This is a genomic window from Halobacillus sp. SY10 (assembly GCF_045401165.1).
GTDB classification, from domain to species: Bacteria; Bacillota; Bacilli; order Bacillales; family Halobacillaceae; genus Halobacillus; species Halobacillus aidingensis.
In genome coordinates this window covers 1,052,723-1,069,761 of sequence record NZ_CP174345.1, presented here as the reverse complement: position 1 = coordinate 1,069,761, position 17,039 = coordinate 1,052,723, and the positions used below count along the sequence as shown (strand labels likewise).

The window sequence follows — 17,039 nt, the reverse complement described above, 5'->3', positions numbered from 1 at the left end:
CGTCATGCAAGGTTTATTTGTATGTAATAAATAACAAATCATGACATGCTAGTTATCCTATGCTCTAATATGCCTTTATTTCTAAGGGTTTATCCTCTTTTAAGGATCTTAATAAAATTTTGTCATATGGGTATACACTTGTACACATAGAAAAAGAAACGCCTTTGACGTTTCTTTTTCTATGACTTTTGCATTTTTCTCAATAAGAACAAAAAGTACGGGGCTCCAATAACAGCAGTAAAAATTCCTGCTGGGACTTCTGTAGGTGGAAACAAGCCGCGGCCCAGATTGTCAGCAACCATTAAGAGTAGCGTTCCCGTAAGCGCTGAAACAGGTAGCAGATAGATATGCTTGTTCCCTACCAATTGCCTCGCAATATGTGGCGCAATTAACCCGACGAATCCGAGTGTGCCGACAACAGCTACAGAGGCACCTGCAAGAATAACCGCTATGATCAATAATAACAACCTTGCTTTTCTGACAGGTTCTCCGAGCCCTTCTGCGACATCGTCTCCAAGACTAAGTACATCAAGTTTTGGAGCCAGGAAAAATGTGATGGGGACAACAATCACAATCCAAGGCAGCAGCATCCACACATCTGTCCAATCTTTCCCCCATAAACTACCCGTCAACCAGACGAGCGCTGCATTCGTTTCCAACGGAAATTTTACCGTCAAGAACTGAATTCCCGCCTGACAAATCGCTCCTAACGCAATACCCACAAGAGCAAGTGTCGCTGGCTGCACGCCCCTTTTAAAAGCGAAGATATAAAGGCCGATTGTGACCAGACCCGCTCCTATGAACGCAGCAATCGGAAGACCGATGACAGGCAAAGAAGGAAAGAGGATAATTACAGCGACGGCTGCAAATCCAGCTCCCTTGGTAATCCCAATGACATCAGGTGAAGCCAGCGGGTTACGAATAATTCCTTGTAATACTGCTCCAGATATCCCCAATCCAGCTCCTACCAACAAGCTCATAATAATTCGCGGCAATCGGAAATTCTCGATGATATAGCCACTGCCCCCTGCATCCACTCCAACAAAATAGTTGAATATGGAACCAGGCGGAATCCAAACAGCGCCGACACCAATCGAAAGAAAAGCTCCTAATAAGACGAGTAGAGTAAGGGAAATAATAATCGTCATTGGATGCATCTTTTTCAAGCTCATGCTGCTCGTCCTCCCTTGCTAGCCAAATATAAGAAAAATGGGGCTCCGAGTAATGCCGTTACGATACCCACCGGAGATTCTGCAGGAAATGAAATGAACCTTGACAGCACATCAGAGATCGTTAATAATGCCGCACCAAAGACGGCTGACAGCGGAAGTACCAGTCGATAATCGGACCCCATGAGCTTTCGTACAATATTCGGTATGATCAAACCTATGAAACCGATTGGACCAGCAACCGCTACAGAAATACCGGCTAATAGAATGACTAAAATGGCTGATGAAGCCCGGATCCATCCAATTTTCTGTCCCAATCCTCTCGCGACATCGTCACCTAACCCAAGAATCGTTAGTCCTTTGCCTAGAAATAATGCGCCGATGAGGCCAGTCAGTGACCACGGGATCATTAACCGGACATCGGCCCAGTTACGACCATCGATGCCGCCGGCAAGCCAAAAAAGAACATCTTCGGTTGATGTTTCATGAAAAAGGACGATTCCTTCGATTAAAGAGGATAGAAACAGGTGGACAGTAATTCCTGCCAAAGCCAATTTTACTGGTGTCATACCGCCCCCTGTTGAAGAAAGAGAATAGACAATCGCCCCTCCGACAGCCGCACCTAAGAATGCGAAATATACGAGCGTTGAAGAACCAAGCCCTGGAAAGAGTACAACCCCGGCGACCACCATTAACGAAGCCCCTGCATTGACTCCAAACACTTGAGGTGAGGCTAAAGGGTTGTTCGTAATGGCTTGCATAATTCCCCCGGCAATAGCTAAACATGCGCCGACAATGATTCCTACAAGAGCCCTCGGTAAGCGGATTGTATGAATGATGGAGGCGGCTTTCCCTTCATCAGGGGAAAACAAAAGTTTCAATACATCGGCAAACGAAATGGCATAGGCACCAATGCTTAAACTTGCGATAAAGCTCGCAATAAGGACAAGAATACCTAACAAGAAGATAAGGACCATTTTATACTTGACTACGGATGATTGCTCAGATAAATGCTGCACTTGAATTCTCCTATCTATATACTCTTTTCACCATATCACAAACAATAGGAAAGCGTCCCCTGGTAAAAAGGAAAGAGCGAAGGGCCTCCCCTCCGCTCTTTAAAGAATTATTCCTCATATAAATAGTTGATAGCGTCCTCTAGAATTTTCTCAGATGAAATTAATCCTCGGAAACGGGACCACATATTACGATCCACTTCGTGAACTTCTCCATTTTCCACTGCTGAAATATTCTGATACAAGTCATTGCTTTCCCATTCATCAACGACCGTTTGATCTCCAGCCACCATATGGAACATCACATCTGGATTGAATTCAACGACCTGTTCCAAGTTGATTTTATTGTAGCGTTCGTCACCACTCTGGATCGCGTTTTTTAAACCGATGGATTCTAAAAGTGAACCGGTGTAGGATTCCATATTGTGAGCGAAGTACCCACTATCCGCTACGACTGCAGGAAGGACTGTGCGTTCTTCATCTTCAGGGACCTGAGCACGAAGTTCTTCCATTTTCGCTTCATGGTCAGCTAATACTTCATCCCCTTTTTCTTCCATTCCCATCGCTTTTGAAACCGTTTCAAAGCTTGAAATGATCCCTTCATAATCAGCGGCTAGAGAAGGAAGAATGATCGTCGGAGCAATGTCAGACAACTGATCATAAATATCTTTGTGTCTTTTCATGTCTGCAATAATCAAATCAGGTTGCAGGGAGCTGATCACTTCTAAGGAAGGCTGCTTCCTCGTACCTACAGAAGTATAATCACCGATTTTTTCACGGATTGGTTCGATGATGCGTTCTGAATCATCATCGTCTGCGATGCCGACAGGTGAAACCCCTAAAGAGGCAAGGTTGTCAACAAAGGAAAACTCCAGAGCAACGACCTTTTCAGGCTGACCTGTAATTTCAGTCTCTCCCATTTCATGTTCAATGACACGTGTATCTTCCGCTGTTTCACCGCTGTCAGCCTGTGGATCTTCTGAAGTTTGGTCTTCAGAAGATCCTCCACATGCACTTAAAACAAGTACAAGGACGAGCATAAATAACGAAACTATACTTTTCTTCATATGTAAAACCTCCATTGTTATTGATAATCATTATCAAACACTCTACTCATCATACTCAAATTTGGAATAATTGTAAAGGCCACAACAAAAGGACTGCCGCATCTTCTAAGAACGACAGTCCTTCCATTTATTGCGTAATAAACATTTGTGTCCAATAGTGACCGTAACTTCCACCTTGTGCATAACCTACGCCGATTTGTGTCAAATTTGGATCTAGAATGTTCTTTCTATGTCCCGGGCTGTTCATCCATCCATTGACCACTTCCTGTGGCGTTCGTTGTCCAGCCGCAATGTTTTCTGCAGCGCGATTGTAAGAAACATTGAAGTCTCTCATCATATCAAATGGGGACCCATAGGTAGGAGATGTATGGGAAAAATAATTTTTATTCGCCATATCTCTGGACTTGTACCTTGCCACGCGTGATAACTGCCAATTGGCTTTCAGTGCAGGAAGACCATTTTTCGCTCTTTCTTGGTTCGTCAAGTCAATCACTTGGCTTTCGACTGATTTGATATCCCCTTTCAGAGGAATTGTCACCCTGTCTCCTGGATAAATCAGATCAGGGTTGTTGAACTGTGGGTTTGCATTGATGATTTCACTCAAACCAATTTTGTATTTTTTCGAGATCTTCCATAATGTATCCCCACTCTTAACTGTGTAAGTATCCGTTGCTGCATGAGTCATTTGAGGGGTTTGCACAAACAACACCGCAGCAAAAATGATAGCGCCTAACCACATCCATACTTTCAAGTGCTCTCACTCCTTTATTTAGTGTCAGATGTAGTGTGGCTCTTACTAATAAAATTATGTATGTAGAGGAAAAGTTTAGGAATTAAAAACGCACCCACCGGTGGTCAGTCGGTGGGTGCTATACCATAGGGGAGGTATAATCATTTTATGAATGAAACGAGCGGGCCACTTCAACCAATTGTTGTCGTGTCACACTCTGTCCATTACCTGCTTCAGACGCCACACTGGCGCGGTAAGTCATTAAGTAAGTTACTCCATCTTTTTCCCAGGTCAACTTTTTGGAAAAACGGTTATCTTCATAAAATCCGTCTATATTGTCGAGGATGGAAAGCTCTTCCGGAGCGATCCACGGAGTATCGATTTCCTCTTGGGAAAATTTAATGGTCAACAGATCATTATCCGGTGTATAAAAACTCAAGTCCATCAATTCTGTACCTTCATCCTGATAAATGTCTGAAACGACACTTATCATCGGTACAGGGATATACTCAGGAAGATCTGGCTGAAACTCCAATTGTTCAACGGCCGAAGACACCTTTTCCATATTATAAGAATGGTATCCACTAGGGACCGCGTGGGTTTTACTACTACAAGCACTGATCATAAACAACAAGAAAATTAAAACACCAAACCTCTTCCACACACTGCTTTCCCCCGTCATTTCTATGTTTCTAATATAGAGACGAGATGAATCCCAAAAAGGTTTCACATAGGAGGAAAAAATTTTAATTAATGATCCCGTGCTGGATAATTTCTACCTTAACTTTAGGCTCAATCGATATTTCCGGAAATTCTTCCCTCCAGTCTAATTCCTTCCAGACTTCCGGATGATAAGCTTTCACTCTTCTTCCAATCCCGAATACATCACTGTTCGCTTCCTGGACCTGACTGATAATGTCTACAGACTCATCAGTAAGTTTCTTGGACAGCTTCTTGCCAATTTCCTCAATTCTACCTTTCACATATAAATGATCGGAAGGGTATTCCACGATTTTCACTTTCATATCAAGATTAATGGTTACAGCAATTTCTCCATCTTTATTTTCTATTTTCATCTTTCGATCATTTTCCGCTACACTCACCGTGATATAATCCAGGATTTCATCTTTCCCATGATCATCAATCTTTTTAGTCAAACGGGCGACTCTTCCCTTTTCCCCTTGCAACAGCATATACAGTGTCGTTTGTTCTGCTCCGATTTTTTCTCCTGTATAAGTTTTGTCATGGAACAACCCCATACCGCTGAAAGTGAGTAAATTTCCATCATCTTCTATTTTAAGTAGCGGGATAGAAAAATCGATTCCCGGTTCCAATAATTCCGCACAGAGAAGTTGAAGGTTTTCACCAGTTGCATGAGTGGACGAAACCGCAGCCTCCAGCAACCCGCTGATATAGTTACTGATTCTTGTCGCCCCAGTATGATTCATACTTATAACATCCTGGGCCGTCCCTTCTTCTACTACTGCAAGGTAAGCATTCAAGTTACTTCTTGGATTGCGATACATGTCGTCAAGGATAGGATAGATGTCTTGTTTCGCAAGGTCTTCTCCTAAAACAATTACTTTCACTTTAGCTGGATCGTATGATTCCGGTATCATTCGGTCAATCTTCCCCCTTGCTTGTAAAGGAGTGTGTGCTGAAGTTGATAATATTTGTAGACTTTCACTTCCCGGACCTTCGGTAGCTCTACTAACAGAAGGGATGGAGACCGTTTGTATAATTTGTCCTTCTTCCCCTTGGTCAAAGCCCAAAGAAAGGACTAGTTTGACGTTTTTAAACTGTCTTTCATCCCAGCACCCAGTAAGGAACAAGAGACTCACTATACCAGCTATTAAATATTTTTTCATGATGCCCCCCCCTTATCTTTTTTCTTTCTCAAATAACTGACAGGAACCATAATCAGCGGAAGAGTGAGAGAAAAAATGTAACCAGAATAGGTAACTACCTTATTGAAAGTTTCAATTTTTGACATATCTAAACCAATATATATACTTATGGAAAATACGCAGATACCAACGACAACGATCCATTGGTTTTGCGAATGTCTTTTAAATAAATCGGAAAGACCTAAACTCGATAAATAAAGGTAGGTAGCAAAAGAGGTTGCCACATTAATGACCCAAATCGATATGAAAAACAAATCGATACGTGCAATGATCGGGAGTGAAAATGTCTTCAACATATATAGCACAGGTTCAGGAACTAATGGAAGTTCACTCGTGCTGAAAAAGGTAAAGCTCGCAAAAACCGTAAACAAATAGAAAAGCGTAACAAACCAGTGGGCCATCACAATCGTTTTCAACTTTTGTTTGTTTGTCCCTTCCACTTTTGAAAAAATAACAAGGGAAACGATAAAGCCAAAAAAAGAAAAAATGGCTTTGTTAATTCCAGCAAATATTTTCCCCCACCCTGTTTCCAACATTGGGAACAAGTACATAATATGTGTTTCCTTTGTTGAAAAAATAATGAGGCACAGTAGAAAAACCAGTAGGAAAGAGAGCATCGTGTATAACCGGCCAAGTACAAGCAGCCCACCACCAACCATGTACATGCAAACCGTAACCATTAAGAGAGCCATAACCCACAATGGGGTGTTCGGTAAGACCCATATACTGATCATTCGGGAAAACAATAAAATGATTAACGTACCTACGCCGATAAAATAAAAAATATATAAGATGGAAAGCGGCCTTCCTACCCATTTCGTAAACATTTTATCGTTCATAGTAAACAACGTATCATGCGGGAAGTTCTTTGCAACGAACCAGATTCCTACAAGAAGAACTTGAATCGCTACCGCTCCTAATAACAGGGATATCCAACTATCCTGCTTGGCTACACTATGAAGTTCATATGGAACAGAAAGCACACCGACACCGATTTGAGTTTGAACAATTATAAAGAAAAACTGCCTTTGCGACAGCTTTTGTTCATTTTGTTGTGTCATCTGTTGAGGAGGGTTGGTCATTTCTCCCGCTTCCTTGCTTTGATTGGTTCTGTTCATCACGGTTCTTCCACTCCCTTGAAGGGTTCAAAGCTATAGGTTTAACTGCATGAGCATCCTTCGGTCTAAGCTTCATCATATACATGGGCAAACGGACAAACGTATCTTTTAAATCAACCAGACTCAATGGAGCAAGTGGAGCAAAGTAAGGGACACCAAAAGATTGTAGCCGGGTCAAGTGAATGATGATAAACAACATTCCAAATACGATCCCTATAAAACCGATCGTACCTGCGAGTATGATTAGTGGAAAAGTTAACAACCGAAGAGCTGTACTCAATTCATTGGAAGGAACGACAAAGGATGCAATGGCGGTCAAAGCAACTACGATGACCATTAAATTGGAAACAAGCCCTGCGCGGACTACGGCGTCACCAATGACGAGACCTCCCACGATCCCGATTGTCTGACCGATTGGCGCCGGGAGACGAATCCCCGCTTCTCTAATCAGTTCAATGATGATAACCATCACAAGAGCCTCCAGTATCGGAGGATAGGCAATCTCATTGATCGATGCTTTAACAGGAATAATCAGTTCATCCGGAATGACCTCAAAATGAAAGCTGACCACAGCAATATAAAAAGCAGGTAATGTGACAGCTATGATAAAACTGAATAAACGAATTAGTCGTACAAACGTCCCTGTGAACCAGCGCATGTTATAGTCATCTGGAGCCTGATAAAACATAAAAAAAGTCGCTGGTGCAATGAGGGTGGTAGGACTTCCTTCCGCCATGATGGCTACTCTTCCTTCCACCAGGTTCGCCGCTACTCTATCAGGACGCTCGGTATTCAACATCTGAGGAAAAGGTGAGTTCGACTTATCTTCTATAAATTCTTCGATATGCCCCGGGCTGTGAATCATATCCGAATCAAGGGAATGTAACCTTGTTTCAATCTCTTGGACAATCATAGGATCAGCAATTCCATCCATGTAAACAACAGCTACATTCGTGTTTGTTTTCTTACCTAACTTAAAATACTTTATTGTTAAGTCCCTATGCTCCACTCTTTTTCGGACAAGATTAATGTTTGTCATCATGTTTTCGACAAATCCATCGTGAGCCCCGCGGACTACCCTCTCGTTTTGTGGTTCCTCTGGCGTCCGGCCAAATGAAGAAGTCACACTGAACTGTGAAATTTCTTTTTTTCCTTCTTCCATATAAATGGCATGTCCACGTAAAAGTGTACGAACAACTTCTTCTAAGTCATTCGTCTGTTTTGCATTAGGAAGATGGAAAACGTCTTCTGTGTGTCCCATTTCGATGGGTGCAAAAATTTTCTCATGAATTTTTTCGTGTTCAGCTAAGGATTCAAAATATAAAAGAGCCGCATCTCCTTTTTTCAATACGCGGATCTTCAAATCATTGGATTGATGAAAAGCATCTAAAATATATTTCACGTTTTCTGACAGTTTCTTTGAGCTCGGTCTTTCTTTCTCATTTGAAGGTTCAGACATATGACGGTCTGCTAATTTGTCACGGTTATTCCTGAAGAATCGCGTAAAGATTCCCATATTTGCATCACCTAACCTTAATTTGCCACGGATAAAAAGGAATATACCAACCAAATCCTATTCCTCCCCCTAAAATCTCTCCCCCACTAACGCTCCCGATTGTGGAAGAATCAGTTCGAGACTTTTGTTGAGTGGATGGGGGCTGCGGGGAATGGCTCGCTTTCCGCGGGAGCGCGGTGAGCCTCCTGATATGAACGAAACTGTCAAGGCTCCCCCACTAAATTCTTTTTTGTATTAAAAATAGGCAACCTAAAGAAGAGAAGCAGTTTTAACTTCTTTCTTCTTGTTCTCTCATAAACGGCTGGCTAACTCGGCATAGTTGTTCCTTCTTTAGCTTACCGACCACTCCTCATCTCTTGGAACGGCTGTCAAGTGCTCTCCTTGACGGCCGTTCCAAGAGATGAGAACGTATTTAAAGCTAAAGACGACAACGCTTCCTCCTTTGGATTTGGTAAGAATAGATAGTGAAGACACGGCACGAAGGCAAAAATCTTTTCTGCGGTTAGCATCCTGATATCCGTGGGTTCTCACATTTTATCTTTCCGTATAAAGGACTTTTCCACTAACTCGGAGCGTGCGTTAATCTGAATAGATATAGCACAAAGGAGGCACGTGGATTTTCCTTTCCGGTTTTTCTCTTTGCCTTCGAGCCCTATTCTCATTATCTATTTGTAGCTGGAAAATTTAATCATTCCCAAAACTGAAACAACATACATGGACCCAACATTTAAGATGCAGAAAGGTCATCTAATTCCTGTGCAACAGCCCAGATAAATCCTGCAAGCTCCCGAGCTACGGCTGTCACTGTTTTCCCTGCATTTTTCCCTCTAGCCATTAATTGATAGTACTTTTTATGAAGGCGGTTTTGTGCCTTCCAAGAGATCGCTTGAAGATTGGGCGGCTGTCCTTCTAACCGTTTTTTCAAGTCCCCTTTGACCGCGGGTCTATGCCGGTAACTCCAGGCCGATTCAATTAACAAGCGTCGCACATGCCGATTTCCTGCTTTAGTGATTTTCCCTTGCCTCCGCGTATCTCCACTAGAGGATTCACTAGGAATCAACCCTATATAACCCATAAAGTATTTAGGAGTAGGGAACCGTTTAAAGGACCCGATTTCAGCCACTAGACTTGTCCCTGTAATTAAACCAACGCCTCTTAAACATTGAACAGCTTGAATCATAGGCGCATGGGTCCCATTTGTCGCTTGGTAGCGAATTTCTTCTTCAAATCTTAAAAGCCGCTGTTCCAACTCTTGAATTTGATGGTAGTATTCTTGGAAGACAACTTGGGTAGCTGTTCTTTCAAATTTAAGGGCATCTAGCCAAGCCCGATATTTCTTATTCCACTTTTTTGCCCCTTGTGGCGGTTGAAGATTATGGCGAAGTAAAAACTTCGTTAAACGATGCCTCGCTCTCAATTCATCTTCTTTCGCATCTTCACGCCCCCGGACAAGATCCCGTAAAGCTTCATCCTCTGGCGTAGGTACATAAATAGAGGTCAACTCACCGGCTCTATATAATTGGGCGAGTCGGATAGAATCACGACGATCGGTCTTAATACGCTCACCTGGTTTTTGTGGAATAAGGGATGGGGCGATGACATCACACTGAATATTTAAAGAAATAAACAATCGACATAGAGGATAGCCAGTTGGACCGGCCTCATAACACACACGTAGATTTTCAGGTGTGCCAAGTCTTTTGACTAACTTTCGGACAGCTTCAGAAGTATGAGGAATCATTCCCCAATATCTAGGCTCTCCGCGACCTTCTTCCGCAACAGCGACTGCAATTTTTTTCTTTTGACACGTCTAAACCAACATACTTAATGGCATCCTTCATAGTAACTAGCTCCTTCCGTAATGTAGCTCTAATTTGGTTAGTTTTAACAGTAGACAGCTTAACCAAGTTAACCTACGAATTTACGTGTAAGGAGCTAGTTTCGTTCATGATAACTCGGACTCCGTCCTGTGGGGTCTCACCAAGCACTTTTATCCCGCAGGAGTCTCCCCATTCCCCTCCTCCCACTTGCCGGAAGAGATTCTCGAAACTACCTCCCAGTAATAGGAGCTTTTATGGTTAAGAATCCTATATCGACGCGGGTTAAGGAGGATTTTACACAGAACTAGGCAGGGTGCTTTAAGAGCGATTTCGAGAACCTCATATGGTAAAGGGGCGGAGGGAAACGGTGAGACTCCTGTGGGAAGTGCGTGGTAGATGAGACCCCGCAGAGCGTTAGCTCGAGGAGGCTCATCACTCGCCCACGGAAAGCGAACCTTTTCCCGGAGCCCTATACTCCCACAAACGTCTCGAAATCAAGTCTTCAACAATACTGCCAGTTTCTTTAATAACATAGAAAAAATCCTATGGCTGATAGCCATAGGATTTGGTGGGGTTAATGTCCTGGGAAAAAGACCATTTGTAATATGAAAATAACCGCGAACATATACAACATCCAGTGCACTTCTTTTCCTTTACCCGTTACGAGCTTCAATAAAGGGTATGTGATAAATCCGAAAGAAATCCCTGTTGCAATACTGGATGTGAGTGGCATGGAAAGGATAATGATGAAGGCTGGGAAAGCATCATCGAAACTACCCCAGTTCACCTTTGCAAGACCACCCATCATAAAGCAACCGACAATGATCAATACAGGAGCTGTAATAGCTGGTAAGCCGGAAACCGCTCCAACGACAGGTGCAAAAAACATAGATAGAATAAACAATAGCGCAACGACCATTGTGGTTAAGCCTGTCCGCCCTCCAGCTGCTACCCCTGAAGAAGATTCAATGTAAGCGGATGAAGGACTCGTTCCGAACATAGCACCGACAGTTGTTGCTGATGCATCGGCCATTAAAGCGGCCCGTGCTCTCGGCAGGCTTCCATCTTTGCGGATAAAACCTGCTTGTTCTGCAACACCGATCATCGTTCCTGTTGTGTCAAAAATCGTGACAAGAAGGAAAGCGAAAATCACCGTATAAAGACCATTGCTGAATACCGCTCCAAGATCCATGTCCCAGAAAACAGGAGCCGGCGGGGCATCGATGAAGCCATCAAGCTGAAGCTGGCCTGTGAAAAAGCCAATGATGCCTGTTACAAACATGCCGATAAACAATCCTCCCGTCACGTTTCTCGCAATGAGGACCAAAGTGAAGAAGAGTCCGAATACAGTTAATAATGGACCTTTTGCCGTCAAGTCACCAAGCGTAACCAGGGTCTCTTCACTAGGCACGATGATTCCTGACATTCTTAACCCCAGAAAGGCTATAAATAAACCAATTCCTGATGTGATTCCATATTTCAACGAAGGAGGAATCGCTGTAATCAACGTTTTACGTAAGCTTGTCAGACTAAGGAGAACAAATAATATACCAGAAACAAAAACAGCTCCAAGAATAACGGAATAACTGACATCCTGTTGGACGACTTCTGTGACGAAATATGCGTTCAATCCCATACCAGGTGCAATGGCGATGGGGTAATTGGCGGCAAATGCCATAATCAACGTACCTACGACCGCTGCAATGATCGTCGCCATGAACACTTGATCGAATGGCACCCCAGCGCTAGAAAGAATAGCCGGGTTAACGACAACGATATAGACCATTGTCAGAAAGGTCGTCACTCCTGCAAGCAGCTCTGTTTTAACATTTGTATGATTTTCATTTAACCGGAACCATTTGTTTAACATTTGGAAACACCAAACTTTCAATAAGAATTACAACGTGTATTATAATATTATTTTCACGAACAAAAATCAATAGATACAATGAAAATGTTCGTTTTTATTAAATTGACATAAAAAAACCGTCCGAGAAATCATTCTTCAGACGGTTTTTCACCTGCTCTCTTGATTCTATACCATTCCATCATTTCTTCCGTATCCTTTTTCTCAAGGTAGTAGCAGGAGGCGAGCGACCTGCCTCCTCCCGATGTCAACATGACCTCTATGCTTGAGAGGTGCGCCCTTTTTTGAAAATACGTCTGTTTTTCATAAGACGCCTGGATGCGGTACTTTTTCATCAAGTACGTCTGTTTGATAATTCCTCTTGATCGTAAGGTCAGCTGATCTCCAAGAATATTCCAACCTGCATCATGGAAGGCAAGCCAGCCGAGTACGGCTAAGAAGCACCCCGCCACAATGGATAATAGACCATAAGGGAAAAAGAAAATGCTGATGGGTATCGACGCTAAGAAGCCGAACCATGAATGACGCAGAATATAACGGAATAACGATCGCTTGGGTGGTTGATGGAAATCATCCACAACATCATAATCAGGAAGTACCTTTTTCAAAATCTCCCCCACTTCTGCCTTTTTGATCATTGGCAGCAGGCGTAACTGATGCTCATCATTTTTCAATACCGAGCCCCCTGCACTGATCAACGTGACGGAAGCGTATCCTAATGGCTGCCGAATTAAGTTTTCTTCCATTCGAATGCCCTGAATCCGATTCAATGGTATGGTCATCTGCTTTTTCTCCAGCCATCCACGGGTGATGATTAAATCATCTTCATCAATAAAAACAGAAAAGTTCGCATACCTTAGAATCGTCATCACTATGGATATCCCATAAGCGACTAATAATATGACAAGAGCGGTAAAGGCGATGACCAGCACACCTATTTGAATCCAATCAAGGATTTCATTGTAGATCGTCCCTACAGGTAAAAGGTCCATGAATTGTGAGAAGAAGACAGCTACCCCGGAGATGACTACTCCCGCTCCTCCAGATGTAATGGCCATCATCACGATTTCCTTCATGGACATGGCATAGACCTTTTCACGCTTCGGTTCTTCCATCTCTGCTTGGACTTCTTCAGTATCCCAAGTTTCGTCATCCTGTCTCCCGTTTCTTCGTTTCTTTTCCTGGAAAATGGCTTCCTCCAAGGAATCTGCTTCTTCTCTTCGGATCGCTGTCAGTTCAGCCTCTGCTTTTTCATTCCCTGTTGATCCAGCCGTCTCAACCGAAACCTTTACGAGATTCAAAGGACGGTGAAAAATACCCTCCGAGAAATCAAGACTCTGGATTCGATCGATAGGGATATACCTCTTTTTACGGAAAATAAGCCCATATTCAATTCTCAGCTCTCCCTCTTCCATACGGTATGTAAAGCGCAGCCAGCGAATGATCCCTGACCCCAAAACAAGGAGCAGGACACCGATCCATATGAGCAGTGGGATCCAATCCACTTCTCCACTGAATATATTTCCATTTAAGACGAGCACAATGATCAATGGCAAAGCCGCATCTTTCAACGTCTTCACGAAGTTGATGATAGCTGAAATCGGGTGAAGTCTTTTTGGTTCAAACATCATCTTCCGCCACCCTTGCTAAGGAAGAGATAGACTGACGTAGACGCTCGGCTTCCTGCTCATCCAATGCCGGGATTTTATGTACCGTCGCAGCCGTAGAAATGCTGATGGTGGATAAACGGAATTTCCTGAGTAATGGCCCCTGTTCTGTATCGACGTGTTGAACTCTGACCATAGGTACCAGCGTTCGTGTCACGATAAATAATCCGTACTGCAAGTCGATCTCTGTCTCAGTGACATCATACCTCCACCTTTTCCACCGTAAACTTGGCACGAGCCAGACAAATGAAAGCACTTCTAGTAAAGCGATGCCAAGCCCAATCAAGACAATCCACCATGGCCAATCCCATAGGAAAACGGTGACGGTTAGACCGATTGTCAACAAAATTATGATTCCTACTTGAATCCATCCGTAAATGCGCCACAACGTCAGCGCACGCTGTGATATTCTCTGTGTCGGTTGCTGTTCCATTCTTCCACCCCCTGTGTATGATTACGATTGACTGATCGAAATGTTTCATTATTTATAAAAGAAGCCGGACGTAACAGTCCGGCCATCCCTTTATTTTTTTCCTTCTGATAATGCTTTGGACTTCTCTGTACAAGCTGTCATCCCTTGAATAATCGCATTTCTGAATCCAGCTTCTTCAAGCTTCGTTACACCTGCAATGGTTGTACCGCCTGGGGTGCAGACGGCATCCTTCAGTTCACCAGGGTTACGACCGGTCTCTTTGACCATTTGAGCCGCCCCTTGGACAGACTGGGATACCATTTTATAGGCTTTGTCTCTAGGGAAGCCTTGTTGGACAGCTGCATCTGCCATGGCCTCAATGAGCATGTAGATAAAAGCCGGTGAAGATCCGCTGACGGCCGGAACCGCATCCATCAACTTTTCTTCTACGATTTCAGCTTCTCCAAAGCTTTCAAACACTTCCATTACTTCTGCTAATTCTTCTTTTGTCACGAAATCGTTCGGACACAAAACACTCATGCCTGCTCCGACAAGCGAAGGGGTGTTCGGCATAGAACGAATCACTTTCACATTGCGACCAAAGGCTTCTTTCATAGCATCAAGTGTGATGCCGGCAGCAATGGTGACAACCACTGTATCCTCGGGTACTTCATCCTTAATTTCCTGGACGACTCCTTGATACACATAAGGTTTCACCGCCAAGAAAAGCAGATCACTTTCTCTTGCCACTCGTTTATTTTCATTGGAAATGTTAATCCCGTATTCATCCGTCACAAAGTCAATCGTTTCATCGGATAAAGCCGTCGCAGCGATATCACTCGCCTTCACAAGGCCTGCATCAATCATGCCCTGAATCATCGCCTGCCCCATTTGGCCACAGCCGATAAAACCTATACGTTTGTTCACCGTACATCCCTCCTTGGTGATTCTTATTGTATAGGAAGATTGTCGAACGTACAATTCCATATTGGATTTCCCTTGTTTCTCTAGTAAAAATTACATGTTTTTTCTAGAAAAGGTTTACAAACCCGCCTGTCTTACCTATAATAATAACTGTATTCTTCATATCATAGTGAAACGCCCAAAATATCATAGCTGCTACGAAAAAAGCCGAGCTGCCTTAAGCTCGGCTTTTTTCGTGTTCTGCTTCCTCTTCTTTAATCGCCTCAAGCAGCTTCTTCACTTCTTTTTTATTTTTTCTCGCTACAAGGATATACAGCGTATCTCCGGCTTTGATTTCTGTTTGACCATAGGGGGTAATCACATCCCCGTCACGAATGATTGCATTGATTAATGCTCGATCAGGCAATTCCATATCCTCTAAAGTCTGGCCAACAACAATATTCCTTTCCGTTACATCAAACTCAATCATTTCAACATTTGCTTTTCCGATGGAAATCAACTCAAGAGAATGAATCGGATTTCCAAGCTTATCGGAAACAAGTTTGAAACGTTCAGCGATCCATGTGATGGAAGAGCCTTGTACAAGAGCTGAAGTCAGGACAGTAAAGAAAACAACGTTGAATATGAGCTGGCTGTTCTGAATTCCTGCGAGCATTGGGAAGATGGCAAGGACGATGGGTACAGCCCCGCGCAAACCAGCCCAGGATAAAAAGTACTTTTCCTTCATCGTAAAGGAAAAACCGGCCAGGCTTAAAAGCGTGGCTACAGGCCTCGCAATGAAGATGAGCACAAGGGCTATTAACAGACCATCTACCATAACGGGCCAAGTGAAGACTTCTGTTGGAGAAACGAATAATCCTAGAATAATAAACATAAGGATTTGCGCCATCCAACCAAATCCTTCATGGAAACGCAAGATAGAATAACGATACGCCAGTTCAGCATTTCCAATGACCACAGCTGTTACATATACAGCTAAAAGACCACTGGCTTGAAGAAGTGAACTTGAACTGTATGATAAAAAGGCGAAACCTAAGGCGAACAAAGGATAGAGTCCACTGGAATCAAGATTAATCCGGTTTAGCGATAAACTTGCTAAATAACCAATCCCAGCCCCTACGACCAGCCCGGCCCCCATTTGCCAAAAGAAAGACCCCACCAAACCAAATAGATTGACCTGATCAATTGTGAGCAATTGTATGAAGGCAATCGTTAAAAACACGGCCATTGGATCGTTGGTACCGGACTCAGCTTCAAGTGTGGCCTCAAGCTTAGGTCGAACGTTTTTACCTTTAAGAACGGCAAATACGGCAGCCGCATCTGTAGACCCCACAATGGAACCGACAAGGAAAGCTTCAAACCAACCGATATGTAAAATGAATTTAGCAGCTAAGGCGACGATGGATGTCGTAAGCACGACTCCAACTGTTGCTAAGGTAATCGACGGAGCCACCACAGGCCTTATATCTTTCCACTTCGTCAGCATACCACCTTCGAACAAAATGACAATTAAGGCGATGACACCGATCAACTGAGCTATTTCAGGGTTATCAAAGTAAATGAACCCAAGTCCATCATTCCCCACGAGCATTCCAACGGCAATAAACAAAACAAGAGAAGGAACCCCAAGCCTGGAAGAGAATTTTGTAACGATGATACTTACAATAAGTAATAGAGCCATCAGCATGATGAATTGATTGGACTCTAAGATTTCCTGAATCATAAACGATACTCCCTTTTATTTTCTATATATACACATTATAACAATGAAAGATTGAGTGTAAGCAATAAAACACTCGTCCACCTTTTGAAAACACAAAAAAGGC

The 17,039-nt window shown here is 43.2% G+C and carries 14 protein-coding genes; all 14 read right to left on the bottom strand.

Going from position 1 to position 17,039, the window contains the following annotated elements; genetic code table 11:
* Positions 1-179 precede the first annotated feature (179 nt).
* A complete protein-coding gene (locus ACJA3J_RS05400; protein WP_167356088.1) occupies positions 180-1,172 on the bottom strand; it encodes an iron ABC transporter permease in 993 nt (330 codons plus the stop codon).
* Positions 1,169-2,146: an iron ABC transporter permease gene (locus ACJA3J_RS05395; protein ID WP_089653254.1), complete on the bottom strand. Its 978-nt coding sequence runs from the start codon at positions 2,144-2,146 to the stop codon at positions 1,169-1,171. The genes ACJA3J_RS05400 and ACJA3J_RS05395 overlap by 4 nt, the downstream gene beginning before the upstream one ends.
* A gap of 149 nt (positions 2,147-2,295) precedes the next feature.
* Positions 2,296-3,252, bottom strand: a complete 957-nt coding sequence (locus ACJA3J_RS05390; RefSeq protein WP_089653094.1) for a Fe(3+) dicitrate ABC transporter substrate-binding protein — start codon at positions 3,250-3,252, stop codon at positions 2,296-2,298.
* Positions 3,253-3,379: 127 nt separating this feature from the next.
* Positions 3,380-3,991 (bottom strand): SafA/ExsA family spore coat assembly protein, encoded by a 612-nt coding sequence (gene safA / locus ACJA3J_RS05385; protein WP_089653250.1) that lies wholly within the window; start codon positions 3,989-3,991, stop codon positions 3,380-3,382.
* Between the two features lie 157 nt (positions 3,992-4,148).
* Entirely contained in the window at positions 4,149-4,646 is a 498-nt protein-coding gene (locus ACJA3J_RS05380; RefSeq protein ID WP_115894563.1) for a hypothetical protein, read from the bottom strand.
* Positions 4,647-4,728: 82 nt separating this feature from the next.
* A complete protein-coding gene (locus ACJA3J_RS05375) occupies positions 4,729-5,850 on the bottom strand; it encodes a Ger(x)C family spore germination protein (protein WP_089653091.1) in 1,122 nt (373 codons plus the stop codon).
* Complete coding sequence (locus ACJA3J_RS05370; protein WP_089653090.1) at positions 5,847-7,007, bottom strand: endospore germination permease; 1,161 nt, start codon at positions 7,005-7,007, stop codon at positions 5,847-5,849. Before ACJA3J_RS05370 ends, ACJA3J_RS05375 begins: the two co-directional genes overlap by 4 nt.
* On the bottom strand, positions 6,934-8,523 hold the full coding sequence (locus ACJA3J_RS05365) for a spore germination protein (RefSeq protein WP_406945700.1): 1,590 nt from the start codon (positions 8,521-8,523) through the stop codon (positions 6,934-6,936). Before ACJA3J_RS05365 ends, ACJA3J_RS05370 begins: the two co-directional genes overlap by 74 nt.
* A 727-nt stretch (positions 8,524-9,250) precedes the next feature.
* Positions 9,251-10,264, bottom strand: coding sequence for an IS110 family transposase (locus ACJA3J_RS05360; protein ID WP_406945699.1), 1,014 nt, complete (start codon positions 10,262-10,264; stop codon positions 9,251-9,253).
* Positions 10,265-10,917: 653 nt separating this feature from the next.
* Complete coding sequence (locus ACJA3J_RS05355; RefSeq protein WP_089653088.1) at positions 10,918-12,213, bottom strand: NCS2 family permease; 1,296 nt, start codon at positions 12,211-12,213, stop codon at positions 10,918-10,920.
* Positions 12,214-12,341: 128 nt separating this feature from the next.
* On the bottom strand, positions 12,342-13,841 hold the full coding sequence (locus tag ACJA3J_RS05350; RefSeq protein ID WP_406945698.1) for a PH domain-containing protein: 1,500 nt from the start codon (positions 13,839-13,841) through the stop codon (positions 12,342-12,344).
* The gene (locus ACJA3J_RS05345) at positions 13,831-14,310 is read right to left on the bottom strand and encodes a PH domain-containing protein (protein ID WP_406945697.1); all 480 of its coding nucleotides are present in this window, start codon (positions 14,308-14,310) and stop codon (positions 13,831-13,833) included. Before ACJA3J_RS05345 ends, ACJA3J_RS05350 begins: the two co-directional genes overlap by 11 nt.
* Positions 14,311-14,400: 90 nt before the next feature.
* Positions 14,401-15,216 (bottom strand): pyrroline-5-carboxylate reductase, encoded by an 816-nt coding sequence (gene proC, locus ACJA3J_RS05340; RefSeq protein WP_406945696.1) that lies wholly within the window; start codon positions 15,214-15,216, stop codon positions 14,401-14,403.
* Positions 15,217-15,430: 214 nt separating this feature from the next.
* Positions 15,431-16,936 (bottom strand): potassium/proton antiporter, encoded by a 1,506-nt coding sequence (locus tag ACJA3J_RS05335; RefSeq protein WP_115894566.1) that lies wholly within the window; start codon positions 16,934-16,936, stop codon positions 15,431-15,433.
* Positions 16,937-17,039 lie beyond the last annotated feature (103 nt).

Bases quoted from the DNA above. Each gene is read 5' to 3' on its own strand.
- ACJA3J_RS05365 (WP_406945700.1), bottom strand. From the start codon at position 8,523: ATGGGAATCTTTACGCGATTCTTCAGGAATAACCGTGACAAATTAGCA.
- ACJA3J_RS05370 (WP_089653090.1), bottom strand. From the start codon at position 7,007: ATGAACAGAACCAATCAAAGCAAGGAAGCGGGAGAAATGACCAACCCT.
- ACJA3J_RS05400 (WP_167356088.1), bottom strand. From the start codon at position 1,172: ATGAGCTTGAAAAAGATGCATCCAATGACGATTATTATTTCCCTTACT.
- ACJA3J_RS05390 (WP_089653094.1), bottom strand. From the start codon at position 3,252: ATGAAGAAAAGTATAGTTTCGTTATTTATGCTCGTCCTTGTACTTGTT.
- ACJA3J_RS05335 (WP_115894566.1), bottom strand. From the start codon at position 16,936: ATGATTCAGGAAATCTTAGAGTCCAATCAATTCATCATGCTGATGGCT.
- ACJA3J_RS05375 (WP_089653091.1), bottom strand. From the start codon at position 5,850: ATGAAAAAATATTTAATAGCTGGTATAGTGAGTCTCTTGTTCCTTACT.
- safA (WP_089653250.1), bottom strand. From the start codon at position 3,991: ATGTGGTTAGGCGCTATCATTTTTGCTGCGGTGTTGTTTGTGCAAACC.
- ACJA3J_RS05395 (WP_089653254.1), bottom strand. From the start codon at position 2,146: ATGGTCCTTATCTTCTTGTTAGGTATTCTTGTCCTTATTGCGAGCTTT.
- ACJA3J_RS05355 (WP_089653088.1), bottom strand. From the start codon at position 12,213: ATGTTAAACAAATGGTTCCGGTTAAATGAAAATCATACAAATGTTAAA.
- ACJA3J_RS05345 (WP_406945697.1), bottom strand. From the start codon at position 14,310: ATGGAACAGCAACCGACACAGAGAATATCACAGCGTGCGCTGACGTTG.
- ACJA3J_RS05360 (WP_406945699.1), bottom strand. From the start codon at position 10,264: ATGATTCCTCATACTTCTGAAGCTGTCCGAAAGTTAGTCAAAAGACTT.
- ACJA3J_RS05350 (WP_406945698.1), bottom strand. From the start codon at position 13,841: ATGATGTTTGAACCAAAAAGACTTCACCCGATTTCAGCTATCATCAAC.